This is a genomic window from Sinorhizobium sp., from assembly GCF_059070375.1.
The window spans coordinates 1,431,791-1,447,497 of record NZ_JCACWC010000003.1 but is presented as its reverse complement, the minus strand read 5'-3'; the positions used below and the strand labels follow the sequence as shown (position 1 = coordinate 1,447,497).

10 protein-coding genes are annotated in these 15,707 nt (G+C 60.4%); 1 reads left to right on the top strand and 9 read right to left on the bottom strand.

Annotated elements, in window-relative coordinates; genetic code table 11:
- Nucleotides 1-96 precede the first annotated feature (96 nt).
- The 5 genes from rpsJ to rpsL all read right to left on the bottom strand — a co-directional run bounded on the left by rpsJ (nucleotide 97) and on the right by rpsL (nucleotide 4,823).
- Complete coding sequence (rpsJ, locus tag AC5J09_RS18940) at nucleotides 97-405, bottom strand: 30S ribosomal protein S10 (RefSeq protein ID WP_003507767.1); 309 nt, start codon at nucleotides 403-405, stop codon at nucleotides 97-99.
- A 142-nt stretch (nucleotides 406-547) separates the two neighbouring features.
- Nucleotides 548-1,723, bottom strand: a complete 1,176-nt coding sequence (gene tuf, locus AC5J09_RS18935; RefSeq protein WP_100672242.1) for an elongation factor Tu — start codon at nucleotides 1,721-1,723, stop codon at nucleotides 548-550.
- Nucleotides 1,724-1,794: 71 nt separating this feature from the next.
- Nucleotides 1,795-3,894 carry an elongation factor G gene (fusA, locus tag AC5J09_RS18930; protein WP_018099708.1) on the bottom strand — a complete coding sequence of 700 codons (2,100 nt, stop codon included), beginning with the start codon at nucleotides 3,892-3,894 and terminating at the stop codon, nucleotides 1,795-1,797.
- Between the two features lie 29 nt (nucleotides 3,895-3,923).
- Complete coding sequence (rpsG, locus tag AC5J09_RS18925; protein WP_003536198.1) at nucleotides 3,924-4,394, bottom strand: 30S ribosomal protein S7; 471 nt, start codon at nucleotides 4,392-4,394, stop codon at nucleotides 3,924-3,926.
- 57 nt (nucleotides 4,395-4,451) lie between these two features.
- Nucleotides 4,452-4,823: a 30S ribosomal protein S12 gene (gene rpsL, locus AC5J09_RS18920; protein WP_003507760.1), complete on the bottom strand. Its 372-nt coding sequence runs from the start codon at nucleotides 4,821-4,823 to the stop codon at nucleotides 4,452-4,454.
- Between the two features lie 706 nt (nucleotides 4,824-5,529).
- Here rpsL and AC5J09_RS18915 point away from each other — a divergent pair.
- Nucleotides 5,530-5,826, top strand: coding sequence for a hypothetical protein (locus AC5J09_RS18915; protein WP_010969192.1), 297 nt, complete (start codon nucleotides 5,530-5,532; stop codon nucleotides 5,824-5,826).
- Between the two features lie 121 nt (nucleotides 5,827-5,947).
- Here AC5J09_RS18915 and rpoC read toward each other — a convergent pair whose 3' ends face one another.
- The 4 genes from rpoC to rplJ all read right to left on the bottom strand — a co-directional run bounded on the left by rpoC (nucleotide 5,948) and on the right by rplJ (nucleotide 15,703).
- A complete protein-coding gene (gene rpoC, locus AC5J09_RS18910) occupies nucleotides 5,948-10,153 on the bottom strand; it encodes a DNA-directed RNA polymerase subunit beta' (protein WP_018099707.1) in 4,206 nt (1,401 codons plus the stop codon).
- A gap of 184 nt (nucleotides 10,154-10,337) precedes the next feature.
- A complete protein-coding gene (gene rpoB / locus AC5J09_RS18905) occupies nucleotides 10,338-14,480 on the bottom strand; it encodes a DNA-directed RNA polymerase subunit beta (RefSeq protein WP_018099706.1) in 4,143 nt (1,380 codons plus the stop codon).
- 265 nt (nucleotides 14,481-14,745) lie between these two features.
- Nucleotides 14,746-15,126 carry a 50S ribosomal protein L7/L12 gene (rplL, locus tag AC5J09_RS18900; protein WP_014328058.1) on the bottom strand — a complete coding sequence of 127 codons (381 nt, stop codon included), beginning with the start codon at nucleotides 15,124-15,126 and terminating at the stop codon, nucleotides 14,746-14,748.
- Nucleotides 15,127-15,184: 58 nt separating this feature from the next.
- Nucleotides 15,185-15,703, bottom strand: coding sequence for a 50S ribosomal protein L10 (gene rplJ / locus AC5J09_RS18895; RefSeq protein WP_026169172.1), 519 nt, complete (start codon nucleotides 15,701-15,703; stop codon nucleotides 15,185-15,187).
- Nucleotides 15,704-15,707 lie beyond the last annotated feature (4 nt).

Genomic DNA, 15,707 nt, shown 5'->3' with positions numbered 1-15,707 from the left:
CCGTCCGGCGCTTCACACACCTTCCGGTTTCCTGTTCCTGGAAGCCGTTGGAGAAACTCCACGTACCTTCCTTGTTATTTCGGCTTGCGCCGGGTCTTACAGCTTGATCTCGACGTCTACGCCGGCGGCCAGATCGAGCTTCATCAGCGCGTCCACCGTCTGCGGGGTCGGATCAACGATATCGAGAAGACGCTTGTGCGTGCGCATCTCGAACTGTTCGCGGCTCTTCTTGTCGACGTGGGGCGACCGGTTGACCGTGAATTTCTCAATCCGGGTCGGAAGCGGCACGGGCCCGCGCACACTCGCACCGGTGCGCTTGGCCGTCGACACGATTTCGCGCGTGGAGGCATCGAGGATCCGGTGATCAAACGCCTTGAGGCGGATGCGGATATTCTGGCCGTTCATTCGACTTGTCCTTGCTCGTGTTTTCCGGTGTGCTCACGAAGCACACACTTGAAGTATTCGTTTCGCTTAGCCGCTTCTTTTCAAAAATCGCAGGGACATGGCCGACCATGTCCCTGCCGAAACGGCTCAAGCCGTTTTCTTGTTACTCGACGATGGAGGCGACGATGCCTGCGCCGACGGTGCGGCCGCCTTCGCGGATAGCGAAGCGCAGCTTTTCTTCCATCGCGATCGGCACGATCAGCTCGACGTCAACCGTGACGTTGTCGCCCGGCATGACCATTTCCGTGCCTTCCGGAAGCGTCACGATGCCGGTCACGTCCGTCGTGCGGAAGTAGAACTGCGGACGGTAGTTGGTGAAGAACGGCGTGTGACGGCCACCCTCTTCCTTCGTCAGGATGTAGGCTTCGGCCTTGAACTTGCGGTGCGGCTTGACCGAACCCGGCTTGCACAGAATCTGACCGCGCTCGACGCCGTTGCGGTCGACACCGCGAAGCAGCGCGCCGATGTTGTCGCCGGCCTGGCCCTGGTCGAGCAGCTTGCGGAACATTTCAACGCCCGTGCAGGTCGTCTTCGTCGTCGGACGGATGCCGACGATTTCGATTTCCTCACCGACCTTGACGATGCCGCGCTCGACGCGACCGGTCACGACCGTACCGCGGCCCGAGATCGAGAACACGTCTTCGATCGGCATCAGGAACGGCTGGTCGATCGGACGCTCAGGCGTCGGGATGTAGGCGTCGACCGCAGCCATCAGCTCGCGGATCGCGTCTTCGCCGATCTTCTTGTCCGAATCTTCAAGCGCAGCCAGAGCCGAACCCTTGATGATCGGAATGTCGTCGCCCGGGAATTCGTAGGACGACAGCAGCTCGCGCACTTCCAGCTCGACCAGCTCGAGCAGTTCAGCGTCGTCGACCTGGTCGACCTTGTTCAGGAACACCACGATCGCCGGAACGCCGACCTGGCGGGCGAGCAGGATGTGCTCGCGCGTCTGCGGCATCGGGCCGTCAGCGGCCGAAACAACCAGGATCGCGCCGTCCATCTGCGCCGCACCGGTGATCATGTTCTTGACGTAGTCGGCGTGGCCGGGGCAGTCGACGTGCGCATAGTGACGGTTCGGCGTCTCGTATTCGACGTGCGCCGTCGAAATGGTGATGCCGCGCGCCTTTTCTTCCGGCGCAGCGTCGATCTGGTCATACGCCTTGAACTCGCCGAAATACTTCGTGATCGCTGCCGTCAGCGACGTCTTGCCATGGTCAACGTGGCCAATCGTGCCAATGTTGACGTGCGGCTTATTGCGCTCAAATTTGCTCTTTGCCATTTCCGGCTCTCCGTTTCCTGTCCCCTAGAGGGGAAATCTTTTCATTCTGTTTCAGCGCTAGGCTATTCCGGTCACTTCTGACCGGAATACTTCGCCTGGATTTCCTGCGCGACGTTCGACGGAACCGGCGCGTAGTGATCGAACAGCATCGTGTACTGAGCGCGGCCCTGCGACATCGAGCGCAGGTTGTCCACGTACTTGAACATGTTCGCGAGCGGCACGTGGGCATTGATCACCACGGCGACGCCGCGTGCTTCCTGACCCTGGATCTGGCCACGGCGAGAGTTCAGGTCACCGATAACGTCACCGACGTAATCTTCCGGCGTCACGACCTCGACCTTCATGATCGGCTCGAGGAGCTGAGCTCCAGCCTTCTTCGCGGCTTCACGGAAGCATGCACGGGAAGCGATTTCGAAGGCCAGGACCGACGAGTCGACGTCGTGGAACGCACCGTCGATCAGCGTCGCCTTGACGCCGAGCATCGGGAAGCCCGCGAGCGGACCCGAGGAAAGGACGCTTTCGATGCCCTTCTGAACGCCGGGGATATATTCCTTCGGAACAGCACCACCGACAATCTTCGATTCGAATGCGAAGTCTTCGCCTTCCGGGTTCGGTTCGAAGACGATCTTGACGCGCGCGAACTGGCCGGTACCACCGGACTGCTTCTTGTGCGTGTAATCTTCCTCGTGCTTGCGCGTAATGGTCTCGCGGTAGGCAACCTGCGGAGCACCGACCGAAGCTTCGACCTTGAACTCGCGACGCATGCGGTCGACGATGATGTCCAGGTGAAGTTCGCCCATGCCGGCGATGATCGTCTGGCCGGACTCCTCGTCGGTCTTGACGCGGAAGGACGGATCCTCGGCAGCCAGGCGGTTGAGCGCGAGGCCCATCTTTTCCTGGTCGCCCTTGGTCTTCGGCTCGATGGCGATCTGGATGACCGGCTCCGGGAATTCCATGCGCTCGAGGATAACCGGCTTCAGCGGATCGCAAAGCGTATCGCCCGTGGTGGTTTCCTTGAGGCCGGCCAGAGCAACGATGTCGCCGGCGAAGGCTTCTTCGATGTCTTCACGCGAGTTGGAATGCATCTGCAGCATGCGGCCGACGCGCTCGCGCTTCTCCTTGACCGTGTTCATCACCGACGTGCCCTTTTCGAGCTTGCCGGAGTAGATGCGCGCGAAGGTAAGCGAACCGACGAAGGGGTCGTTCATGATCTTGAACGCGAGCATCGAAAGCGGCTCGTTGTCGTCGGCCTTACGGGTGATCTCGCCTTCGGTCTTGACGTCGATACCCTTGATCGCCGGAATGTCGATCGGCGACGGCAGGTAATCGACAACGGCGTCGAGCAGAGGCTGAACGCCCTTGTTCTTGAAGGCGGTGCCGCAGAACATGGGGTGGAACTTGACGTCGATCGTACCGCGACGGACCAGTTCACGGATCTTGTCGTTATCCGGATAGGTACCTTCCAGGTAGGCTTCCATCGCCGCTTCGTCGATCTCGACAACCGTCTCGATCAGCTTTTCGCGGTATTCTTCCGCCTTTTCCTTCATGTCGGCCGGGATTTCGACGACGTCCCACTGGGCGCCGAGCGATTCGTCGCGCCATACGAGAGCATTCATCTCGATCAGGTCGACAACACCCTTGAAGTCGCTTTCAGCGCCGATCGGCAGCTGCATAACGACGGCCGTCGCGCCGAGGCGCGTCTTGATCATCTCGACCGAGCGGTAGAAGTCCGCACCGGTCTTGTCCATCTTGTTGCAGAAGATCATGCGCGGAACATGATACTTTTCGGCCTGGCGCCAGACGGTTTCCGTCTGCGGCTCGACACCGGCGTTGGCGTCGAGAAGCGCGATCGCACCGTCGAGAACGCGCAGCGAGCGTTCGACTTCGATGGTGAAGTCGACGTGGCCGGGAGTGTCGATGATGTTGAAGCGCCGCGTCTTGCCGTCGCGACCCTTCCAGAAGGTCGTCGTCGCAGCAGACGTGATCGTGATCCCGCGCTCCTGCTCCTGCTCCATCCAGTCCATCGTCGCGGCGCCGTCATGGACTTCGCCGATCTTGTGGGACTTGCCGGTGTAATAGAGGATACGCTCGGTCGTCGTCGTCTTGCCGGCGTCGATGTGCGCCATGATACCGAAATTTCGGTAGTCTTCGATTTTATATTCGCGAGCCATGAGAGACTGCCTTTCGGAACCTGTTCTGATTACCAGCGGTAGTGCGAGAACGCACGGTTGGCATCAGCCATCTTGTGGGTGTCTTCGCGCTTCTTCACTGCGCTGCCGCGATTGTTCGCCGCGTCCATGAGTTCGCCGCACAGGCGATCGACCATGGTCGTTTCATTGCGCTTACGGGCAGCTGCGATCAGCCAGCGGATAGCGAGAGCCTGACGGCGCTCCGGACGAACGTCGACCGGAACCTGGTAGGTAGCACCACCGACGCGGCGCGAACGCACTTCGACATGCGGAGCGATGTTGTCGAGCGCGGAGTGGAACACGGCGACCGGCTCCTGCTTCAGCTTCGACTGGACCGCATCGAACGCACCGTAGACGATGCTTTCCGCAACGGACTTCTTGCCGTGCAGCATGATTGCGTTCATGAACTTCGTGACGACCAGATCACCGAACTTCGGATCCGGGTTGATCTCACGCTTTTCTGCTCTGTGACGTCGGGACATACTTCTCGTCTCTCAACTTTAAATCTTATGACCAGCGAAATGGCGCCGGTTGCGATGTTATTTCGGACGCTTCGCGCCGTACTTCGAGCGGCGCTGCTTACGGTTCTTCACACCCTGCGTATCGAGAACGCCGCGGATGATGTGGTAACGAACACCCGGAAGGTCCTTCACGCGGCCGCCGCGGATCATGACCACGGAGTGCTCCTGAAGGTTGTGGCCTTCACCCGGAATGTAGCCGATCACTTCGAAGCCATTCGTCAGGCGGATCTTGGCGACCTTACGGAGAGCCGAGTTCGGCTTCTTCGGGGTCGTCGTGTAGACGCGGGTGCAAACGCCGCGCTTCTGCGGGTTCTCCTGCAGTGCAGGAACCTTGTTGCGCTTTACCTGTGCCTGACGCGGCTTGCGGATCAGCTGGTTTACGGTAGGCATCTAACCATCCCTTACAAAAACTTGTCTCGTTACCCTTTCGGGCGGATCGCTTGCCGTCGCCGGCAACAACGAACGCCTATGAAATGCGCAAAACGAGGGCCGATCCGCTTTTTCGCAGATGGCCCCACAAAAAGCAGAGGACGCACTATTTCGCGCGTCTTGCGTGCAGCATTATGTCGTCAGCGTGCGTTTTGAACCTTGTTTGAGGCGAACTCCAGAACGCGTCGTTCCGAACCAGCCAGCCTCACATGGGCTCTGATGCGGCGGGGTGTACTGATTTCGGGGCGATCCGTCAAGGGCAATTAAGAAATATCTGGGCGTTGCAGCCCTGATATGCCCGAGAAACAAGGCTTTGCGCGCTTGCCGTGCCCTAGGTCCGGCCGAATGCCGGCCCGTGTCGTCGCATAGTCGTCCCCGCTTAAGGAATCAGCAACCTCTTTCTGTCGTTTTCCACGACCGCGAGTCGCCCCTGCCCGATATCCTGCCTCGACGTCATCCCTGACCAAAAATGTTTCGGGCCATCGTACGATTCGTGGAACGGGTTTCGGTCTGGCGCAATATGCAGTAGAGCAGGATGAGGCAAAGTGTATCCGGTTTCCCCGCATCCCGCGTCTCAACGCTTGAGAATCGATCGCGACGGTTTCGGCCTCTTTCGACTTACAAGAAACGCGATCGCCCGTTACTATTCTTCAAAGAGGATGTTTCCATGTCTGTCACACCGGATAACGACAACGCACCCGACGAACCGCTGATCTTCATCGTTATCGGCAAGGCCTACGAGACCGACGGCGATGCCGAGGGCGTCGACATCCATGTGATGCTGCGGGCGCCCGATGACGATACGGCCGTGCGCGAGGCGCTGAACGCACTCGCCGAGGAAGGCTTCCTTGAAGCCGATCTCGACCAGATCGGCACCTTGGACGGCATACCGGACGAGGAGCCGCACGCTTCCGCCTATCAAGGCGCCCTCGAGGGCGAAGTCGCCATCATTCGCTTCGGTTGAGAGATCCGGCGGCATCTGGAGCCGCATCGACGCCAAACACATCGACCTGAAAAAGCCGCCCGGATCGCTCCGGGCGGCTTTATCGTTTCGCCAGGGAGGGCAGATACCCTCCCCTTTTCGCTTATTCCGCCGCGGCGGGATCGTTTGCCATGTCGGCGAGCATCGGCGTGGCGCTTTCCGCACCGGTGCCCTTGCGGCGCTCTTCGAGGATCAACTCGTCGCGGGCCGTAGCGATGCGGCGGATCTGCGTCATCGTGCCGCCCGTACCGGCCGGGATGAGACGGCCGACAATGACGTTCTCCTTCAGACCCTGCAGATTGTCCGTCTTGCCTGCGACCGCAGCTTCGGTGAGGACCTTGGTGGTCTCCTGGAACGAAGCGGCCGAGATGAAGGACGGCGTCTGCAGCGATGCCTTGGTGATACCCAGCAGCACCGGCTCGCCAAAGGCGGGCTTCTTGCCTTCGGCCAGCAGAGAGTCGTTGACGTCCTCGAGCTCGATGCGGTCGACGTTGTCGCCGACGATATAGGTCGAGTCACCGGCGTCGGTGATTTCGACCTTCTGAAGCATCTGCCGGACGATCACCTCGATGTGCTTGTCGTTGATGACAACGCCCTGCAGTCGGTAGACTTCCTGGATCTCGTTCACGAGATAGGAAGCAAGTGCTTCCACGCCCTTGATCGCCAGGATGTCGTGCGGTGCCGGATTGCCGTCGAGGATGTAGTCGCCCTTCTCGATGTAGTCGCCATCCTGAAGATGGAAGGGCTTGCCCTTCGGGATCAGGTATTCGACCGGTTCGACACCGTCTTCCGCCGGCTCGATCATCACGCGACGCTTGTTCTTGTAATCGCGGCCGAAACGGATCGTTCCATCGATCTCCGCGATGATGGCGTGATCCTTCGGACGACGTGCCTCGAACAGTTCGGCAACACGCGGCAGACCACCGGTGATGTCCTTGGTCTTGGCGCTTTCGAGCGGCGAACGGGCAAGAACGTCGCCCTGGCTGACCTTTTGTCCCGGCTCGACCGAAAGGATCGCGTCGACCGAGAGCATGAAGCGGGCTTCGCCGCCGCGGGCAAGCTTGGCGATGTTGCCATTCTTGTCCTTGATGACGATCGCCGGCTTCAGGTCGGTACCGCGTGGCGTCGAACGCCAGTCGATAACCTGGCGCTTGGTGATGCCGGTCGACTCGTCGGTCGATTCCAGAACCGAGATGCCGTCGACCACGTCTTCGAAGTGAACGGTACCTTCCACTTCCGTCATCATCGGACGGGTGTAGGGATCCCACTCGGCGAAACGCTGTCCGCGCTTCACCTTGTCGCCATCGTCGACGAAGATCTTCGAACCGTAGGCAACGCGCTGCGAGGAGCGCTCGACACCGCGTTCGTCGAGGATCTGGATCGCCATGTTGCGGCCCATGGCGACGAGTACGCCATCGGAGTTGCGCAGCATGTTGCGGTTCTTGATCTGAACCGTGCCCTCATAAGAGGCTTCCAGGAACGACTGGTCGACCACCGTTGCCGTCCCACCAAGGTGGAACGTACGCATGGTCAGCTGCGTGCCCGGCTCGCCGATCGACTGAGCCGCGATGACGCCGACGGCTTCGCCCATGTTGACAGGCGTACCGCGAGCGAGGTCCCGGCCGTAGCAAACGCCGCAGACGCCGGTCTGGATCTCGCAGGTCAGTGCCGAACGAATGCGGACGGACTGGATACCGGCCTTTTCGATCGCGACGACGTCCGGCTCGAGAATCATCTTGCCGGCATCGACGATGCGTTCACCGGTGACCGGGTTGTCGATGTTGTCGAGCGCCGTACGGCCGAGGATACGCTGGCCGATCGAGGCCACGACCTGACCGGCATCGACGATCGCAGTCATGGTGAGGCCCTTGTCGGTGCCGCAATCCGTATGCGTGACGATGCAGTCCTGTGCCACGTCGACGAGACGACGGGTCAGGTAACCGGAGTTCGCAGTCTTCAAGGCGGTGTCGGCGAGACCCTTACGGGCACCGTGCGTCGAGTTGAAGTACTCGTTCACGGTCAGGCCTTCCTTGAAGTTCGAGATGATCGGCGTTTCGATGATCTCGCCCGAGGGCTTTGCCATGAGGCCGCGCATGCCGCCAAGCTGACGCATCTGGTTCGGCGAACCGCGGGCGCCCGAGTGCGACATCATGTAGATCGAGTTCATCGGCTTCTGGCGGCCGCTGTCGTCGAACTCGACGGCCTTGATGCGCGCCATCATCTCTTCGGCGACCTTCTCGGTCGCCTTGCCCCAGGCGTCGACGACCTTGTTGTACTTTTCGCCCTGGGTGATGAGGCCGTCATTGTACTGCTGCTCGTATTCCTTCACGAGCGCTTCGGTGTCGCCGACGATCTTCACCTTCGTGTCCGGAATGACCATGTCGTCCTTGCCGAACGAAATGCCGGCGCGGCAGGCATGCGAGAAGCCGAGCTGCATGATCCGGTCGCAGAAGATGACCGTGTCCTTCTGACCGCAATGGCGATAGACCGTGTCGATCATCTTGGAGATGTTCTTCTTGGTCATTTCCTGGTTGCAGATTTCGAAGGGGACGTTCGGGTTCTTCGGCAGGAGTTCGCCGATGATCATGCGGCCAGGCGTTGTTTCATAGATCTTCGAAACCGGGTTGCCCTCGGCATCGACGGTCTTGTAACGGCCACGGATCTTGGCGTGCAGGGTGACGGCCTTGGTCTCCAGCGCATGGTGCAATTCGCCCATGTCCGAGAAGGCCATGCCTTCGCCCGGCTCGTTCTGGTTCATGATCGACAGATAATAGAGGCCGAGAACCATGTCCTGCGACGGCACGATGATCGGGGCACCGTTTGCCGGATGCAGGATGTTGTTCGTCGACATCATCAGCACGCGTGCTTCGAGCTGTGCTTCGAGCGACAGCGGCACGTGAACGGCCATCTGGTCGCCGTCGAAGTCGGCGTTGAAGGCCGTGCAGACGAGCGGGTGCAGCTGGATCGCCTTGCCTTCGACCAGGATCGGCTCGAAGGCCTGGATGCCCAGGCGGTGCAGGGTCGGCGCGCGGTTTAGAAGGACCGGGTGCTCGCGGATGACCTCGTCGAGGATATCCCAGACTTCCGGCTTTTCCTTCTCGACCAACTTCTTCGCCTGCTTGACGGTCGAGGAGTAACCCTTGGCGTCGAGGCGGGCGTAGATGAACGGCTTGAAGAGCTCGAGCGCCATCTTCTTCGGCAGGCCGCACTGGTGCAGCTTGAGTTCCGGACCGGTCACGATGACCGAACGGCCGGAATAGTCGACGCGCTTGCCGAGCAGGTTCTGACGGAAGCGGCCCTGCTTGCCCTTGAGCATGTCGGAGAGCGACTTCAGCGGACGCTTGTTCGCACCCGTGATGACGCGGCCGCGGCGGCCGTTGTCGAACAGCGCGTCCACGGATTCCTGCAGCATCCGCTTTTCGTTGCGGATGATGATGCCCGGCGCACGCAGCTCGATCAGCCGCTTCAGGCGGTTGTTGCGGTTGATGACGCGGCGATAGAGATCGTTGAGGTCCGACGTCGCGAACCGGCCGCCGTCAAGCGGCACGAGCGGACGCAGGTCCGGCGGGATCACCGGAACCACCTTCATGATCATCCATTCCGGACGATTGCCGGATTCCATGAAGTTCTCGACGATCTTCAGCCGCTTCATCAGCTTCTTCTGCTTCAGATCGGACGTCGTCTCGGCCATCTCCGAACGCAGATCACCCGCGATCTTCTCGAGATTCATCGATGCGAGCATCTCGTAGATCGCTTCGGCGCCGATCATTGCGGTGAACTGGTCCTCACCGAACTCGTCGACCGCGATCATGTATTCTTCTTCGCTCAGGAGCTGATTTTCCTTGAGCGACGTCAGACCCGGCTCGGTGACGATGTAGTTCTCGAAATAGAGAACGCGTTCGATATCCTTGAGCGTCATGTCGAGCAGCGTTGCGATGCGGCTCGGCAGCGACTTCAGGAACCAGATGTGAGCAACCGGCGCGGCGAGCTCGATATGGCCCATGCGCTCGCGGCGAACGCGCGACAGCGTGACTTCGACGCCGCACTTTTCGCAGATGATGCCCTTGTACTTCATGCGCTTGTACTTGCCGCACAGGCACTCGTAGTCCTTGATCGGACCAAAGATGCGGGCGCAGAAAAGACCGTCGCGTTCCGGCTTGAAGGTACGGTAGTTAATCGTCTCCGGCTTCTTGATCTCACCGTAAGACCAGGAAAGAATCTTCTCCGGGGACGCTATCGAAATCCGGATGGAATCGAAGGTCTGTGCAGGCACCTGCGGATTGAAAAGATTCATGACCTCTTGGTTCATGCCTGTCTCCTTTGCGGGCATTTAAGCCCTGAGCTTGGCGAGGGTGCCGGCAATCCCGGGCGCCGGCCCCTGCCCCATAAACAGCTAAAACCGCATCGGGTGCGGCCCTTTTCCTGCCGCGGACAATCAGGTGCCCGACGGCGGAAACGGTGCGCGCCGCTTAGCGGCACGCACCTGATGACTCTTACTCCGCCGCGTCCGGCAGTTGCGCCGTGCTACCGACGTCATCGACCTTGGAATTCTCCAGCTCGACCGAAAGGCCCAGCGAGCGCATTTCCTTGACGAGAACGTTGAAGCTCTCCGGAATACCCGCTTCGAAGGTATCGTCGCCGCGGACGATCGCCTCGTAGACCTTGGTGCGGCCGGCCACGTCGTCCGACTTGACCGTCAGCATTTCCTGCAGCGTGTAGGCGGCACCATAGGCTTCCAGAGCCCAGACCTCCATTTCGCCGAAGCGCTGACCGCCGAACTGCGCCTTGCCGCCCAGCGGCTGCTGGGTAACGAGCGAGTAAGGACCGATCGAACGGGCGTGGATCTTGTCGTCGACCAGGTGGTTGAGCTTCAGCATGTAGATGTAGCCCACGGTCACCTGGCGATCGAAAGTCTCGCCGGTACGGCCGTCATAGAGCGTCGACTGACCGGTTACCTTCAGGCCAGCCTGCTCCAGCATCTCGTTGACGTCCGCTTCGACAGCACCGTCGAAGACCGGTGTCGCGATCGAAACGCCGCGGCGGGTCTGCTCGGCAAGCCGAACGATCGATTCATCGTCGTACTGCTTGATCGGCTCGCCCTTCGGGCCAGATCCGATGACGCTGTCGATGGTATCGCGCAGCGGCTGAATGTCAGCGCCCGCCTTATATGCATCGAGCATCGCTCCGATCTTCTTGCCCATGCCGGCGCAAGCCCAACCGAGATGGGTCTCGAGGATCTGGCCGACATTCATGCGCGACGGCACGCCCAGCGGGTTCAGAACCACGTCGACATGCGTACCGTCTTCGAGGAACGGCATGTCTTCGATCGGGACGATCCGCGACACGACACCCTTGTTGCCGTGGCGGCCGGCCATCTTGTCGCCCGGCTGGATCTTGCGCTTAACGGCGACGAAGACCTTGACCATCTTCATGACGCCCGGAGGCATCTCATCGCCGCGCTGAACCTTCTCGACCTTGTCCATGAAGCGCTGTTCAAGGCGCGACTTGGATTCGTCGTACTGTGCGCGAAGCGCTTCGATCTCGCCCTGAGCCTTCTCGTCCTCGATAGCGAACATCCACCACTGCGAGCGGGGATATTCACTGATGACGACGTTGGAGAGCTCGGTGCCCTTCTTGAAGCCCTTCGGACCGGCAACGGCGACGTGGCCGCGAAGCATATCGACCAGACGCGCATAGACGTTGCGGTCGAGGATCGCCTGTTCGTCGTCGCGGTCCTTCGCAAGACGCTCGATTTCCTCGCGCTCGATCGCCATCGCGCGCTCGTCCTTCTCGACGCCATGGCGGTTGAAGACGCGCACTTCTACGACCGTGCCGAAGGTGCCCGGCGGCATGCGCATCGACGTGTCGCGAACGTCCGACGCCTTCTCGCCGAAGATGGCGCGCAGAAGCTTTTCTTCCGGCGTCATCGGGCTCTCGCCCTTCGGCGTGATCTTGCCGACGAGGATGTCGCCCGGCTGAACTTCGGCGCCGATGTACACGATACCGGCTTCGTCCAGGTTCTTCAGCGCTTCTTCCGAAACGTTCGGAATGTCGCGGGTGATTTCTTCCGGACCAAGCTTGGTGTCGCGCGCCATCACTTCGAATTCCTCGATGTGGATCGAGGTGAAGACGTCGTCACGCACGATCCGCTCGGAGAGCAGGATCGAGTCTTCGTAGTTGTAGCCGTTCCAGGGCATGAACGCGACGAGCGCGTTGCGGCCGAGCGCCAGATCGCCGAGGTCGGTCGACGGACCGTCCGCGATGATATCGCCCTTGTTGATCACGTCACCGACAGTGACGAGCGGGCGCTGGTTGACGCAGGTGTTCTGGTTGGAGCGCTGGAACTTCTGCAGGCGGTAGATATCGACGCCCGACTTGGACGGATCCAGGTCTTCGGTGGCGCGGATAACGATACGAGTCGCGTCCACTTGGTCGACGATACCGCCGCGGCGGGCAGCGATCGCAGCACCGGAGTCACGCGCGACGACCGGCTCCATGCCGGTACCGACGAAGGGAGCTTCCGCACGCAGCAGCGGCACGGCCTGACGCTGCATGTTCGAGCCCATCAGCGCGCGGTTGGCGTCATCGTTCTCGAGGAACGGAATGAGCGCGGCCGCGACCGAGACGAGCTGCTTCGGCGAAACGTCCATCAGGTTGATATTGTCGCGAGGTGCCAGCATGACTTCGCCGGCGTGGCGGCAAACGACGAATTCTTCGGAGAAGGAGCCGTCGTCGTCCAGAACCGAGTTTGCCTGTGCAACGTGATACTTGGCTTCTTCCATCGCCGACAGATAGACGACGTCGTTGGTCACCTTGCCGTCCACGATCTTGCGGTACGGGCTCTCGATGAAGCCGTACTTGTTGACGCGGGCGAAGGTCGCAAGCGAGTTGATCAGACCGATGTTCGGGCCTTCCGGCGTCTCGATCGGGCAGATACGACCGTAATGCGTCGGATGCACGTCGCGCACTTCGAAGCCGGCGCGCTCGCGGGTCAGACCGCCCGGACCCAGTGCCGAAAGACGGCGCTTATGGGTGATTTCCGACAGCGGGTTCACCTGGTCCATGAACTGCGAAAGCTGCGAGGAGCCGAAGAATTCGCGAACGGCCGCGGCAGCCGGCTTCGCGTTGATCAGGTCCTGCGGCATCACGGTGTCGATCTCGATCGAGGACATGCGTTCCTTGATCGCACGTTCCATGCGCAGGAGACCCAGACGATACTGGTTCTCCATCAACTCGCCGACCGAGCGGACGCGACGGTTGCCGAGATTGTCGATGTCGTCGATCTCGCCCTTGCCGTCACGCAGCTCCACGAGCATCTTGACCACGGCCAGGATGTCTTCCTTGCGCAGCGTGCGAACCGTGTCCGGAACGTCCAGATCGAGGCGCATGTTCATCTTCACGCGGCCGACGGCCGAGAGGTCGTAGCGCTCCGCATCGAAGAAGAGCGCATTGAACATGGCTTCGGCCGAATCCATGGTCGGCGGCTCACCCGGACGCATGACGCGGTAGATGTCGAACAGCGCGTCCTGACGGTTCTCGTTCTTGTCGGCCGAAAGCGTGTTGCGGATATAGGCGCCGATATTGATGTGGTCGATGTCGAGCACCGGGATCTCATCGAAGCCGGCGGAAAGGATGACCGGAAGCGTCTTCTCGTCGATCTCGTCACCGGCCTCGAGATAGATCTCGCCGGTCTCGAAGTTGACGACGTCCTCGGCGAGATAGTTGCCGTAGAGATCGTCGTCGGTCGCCTTGAGTGCCTTCAGGCCCTTTTCCTGCAACTGCCGGAGCAGGCGCGGGGTCAGCTTCTTGCCGCTCTCGACGACGACCTCGCCGGTATCGGCGTCGATCATGTCTGACAGTGTCTTCTGGCCCTTGAGCGCATCCGGCTGGAACGGCACGCGCCAGCCCTCGCCGTCGCGCTGGTAGAGCGACTTCGTGTAGAAGGTGTCGAGGATTTCCTCGCCGTCCATTCCGAGCGCCATCAGCAGCGAGGTCACCGGAATCTTGCGGCGGCGGTCGATGCGCGCATGGACGATGTCCTTGGCGTCGAATTCGATGTCGAGCCACGAGCCGCGATAGGGGATCACGCGCGCGGCGAAGAGCAGCTTGCCGGACGAGTGGCTCTTGCCCTTGTCATGGTCGAAGAAGACACCCGGCGAACGGTGCATCTGCGAGACGATGACGCGCTCCGTGCCGTTGACGATAAAGGTACCGTTGTCCGTCATGAGCGGCATGTCGCCCATATAGACGTTCTGTTCCTTGATATCCTTGATCGACTTGGCGCCGGTGTCCTCGTCGATATCGAACACGATCAGCCGCAGCGTCACCTTGAGCGGCGCCGCATAGGTCAGGTCGCGCTGACGGCACTCCTCGACGTCGAACTTCGGCGCCTCGAATTCGTAGGAAACGAACTCGAGCATCGAAGCGCCCGAAAAATCCTTGATCGGAAATACCGATTTGAAAACGGCTTGAAGCCCCTCATCCGGCCGCCCGCCTTGGGGCTCATCGACCATGAGGAACTGGTCGTAAGACGCCTTCTGAACCTCGATGAGGTTCGGCATCTCCGCGACTTCGGGAATTTTACCAAAAAACTTGCGTACGCGCCTACGACCGTTAAACGAAAGGGTCTGAGCCATCGTCGCTCCTTGTCAATCTTGCATCCGGGCCTGCAACGGACGGGAACCGATGGCCAGTCGACCCCGTCAATCAATGGGTAGTTCAATCTCGTCCAGCATTCGAAAGACGCCAGCGCGGAATGCTGTGCTGTCCTTCGATGGAGACCATCCTCTTGAAGAACCCATTACCCAAAAGCCGTTTTCGACAGGCTTTTGGGTAATATGTTCTAAAAACGGTCAAAGAGAGGCGGCCACGAAGGCCACCTCCCTTTCGCATTTCGTCGAATTACTTGACGTCGACCTTCGCGCCAGCGTCTTCGAGCTTCTTCTTGAGGTCAGCAGCTTCCGCCTTGGAAACGGCTTCCTTGACAGCCTTCGGAGCGCCTTCGACGAGGTCCTTGGCTTCCTTGAGGCCGAGGCCGGTGATGGCGCGGACTTCCTTGATGACGTTGATCTTGTTCGCGCCGGCATCCGTCAGGATGACGTCGAACTCGGTCTTTTCTTCTTCAGCCGGAGCAGCAGCGCCAGCAGCACCACCGGCAGCAGCAACGGCTACCGGAGCAGCGGCGGAAACGCCCCACTTTTCTTCGAGAAGCTTGGAAAGCTCAGCAGCTTCCAGGACGGTCAGCGAGGAGAGGTCTTCAACGATCTTTGCGAGATCAGCCATTTTACTTTTCCTTTTGTTCGGTTCGAACTGGTTTTAAATACAACAGCGAAATTCCGCCTCAGGCGGCTTCGTCCTTCTTGGCATAGGCCGAGAACACGCGGGCAAGCTGGCTTGCCGGTGCTGCGACAACCGTCGCGACGCGGGTTGCCGGGGCGTTGAGAAGGCCCAGCAGCTTCGCGCGCAGCTCGTCGAGAGAAGGCAGGGTCGCAAGCGACTTGACACCTTCGGCGTTGAGCGTGGTTGCCCCCATGGCGCCGCCCAGAACAACGAGCTTGTCGTTGGTCTTGGCGAAATCCACGACGACCTTCGGAGCCGTTACGGGGTCTTCGCTGAAAGCGATCAGCGTCTGACCCTTGAAGAGATCGATCATCCCTTCAGACTCCGTGCCCTGAAGAGCGATCTTGGCCAGGCGGTTTTTCGCGACTCTGACGGTGCCGCCAGCAGCGCGCATCTTTGAACGGAAGTCGTTCATCTGCGCGACTGTGACACCAGCATAGTGGGCCACGACAACCGAACCGGAAGCCTTGAAGACTTCGTTCAGCTCCGTGACGAATTCGCGTTTTTCCGCTCTTTCCACTGTC

What these genes read in the sequence shown, in the direction of transcription:
- AC5J09_RS18915 (WP_010969192.1), top strand. Translation starts at nt 5,530, where the DNA reads ATGTCTGTCACACCGGATAACGACAACGCACCCGACGAACCGCTGATC.
- tuf (WP_100672242.1), bottom strand. Translation starts at nt 1,723, where the DNA reads ATGGCAAAGAGCAAATTTGAGCGCAATAAGCCGCACGTCAACATTGGC.
- rpsG (WP_003536198.1), bottom strand. Translation starts at nt 4,394, where the DNA reads ATGTCCCGACGTCACAGAGCAGAAAAGCGTGAGATCAACCCGGATCCG.
- rpoC (WP_018099707.1), bottom strand. Translation starts at nt 10,153, where the DNA reads ATGAACCAAGAGGTCATGAATCTTTTCAATCCGCAGGTGCCTGCACAG.
- rpsJ (WP_003507767.1), bottom strand. Translation starts at nt 405, where the DNA reads ATGAACGGCCAGAATATCCGCATCCGCCTCAAGGCGTTTGATCACCGG.
- rplL (WP_014328058.1), bottom strand. Translation starts at nt 15,126, where the DNA reads ATGGCTGATCTCGCAAAGATCGTTGAAGACCTCTCCTCGCTGACCGTC.
- fusA (WP_018099708.1), bottom strand. Translation starts at nt 3,894, where the DNA reads ATGGCTCGCGAATATAAAATCGAAGACTACCGAAATTTCGGTATCATG.
- rpsL (WP_003507760.1), bottom strand. Translation starts at nt 4,823, where the DNA reads ATGCCTACCGTAAACCAGCTGATCCGCAAGCCGCGTCAGGCACAGGTA.
- rpoB (WP_018099706.1), bottom strand. Translation starts at nt 14,480, where the DNA reads ATGGCTCAGACCCTTTCGTTTAACGGTCGTAGGCGCGTACGCAAGTTT.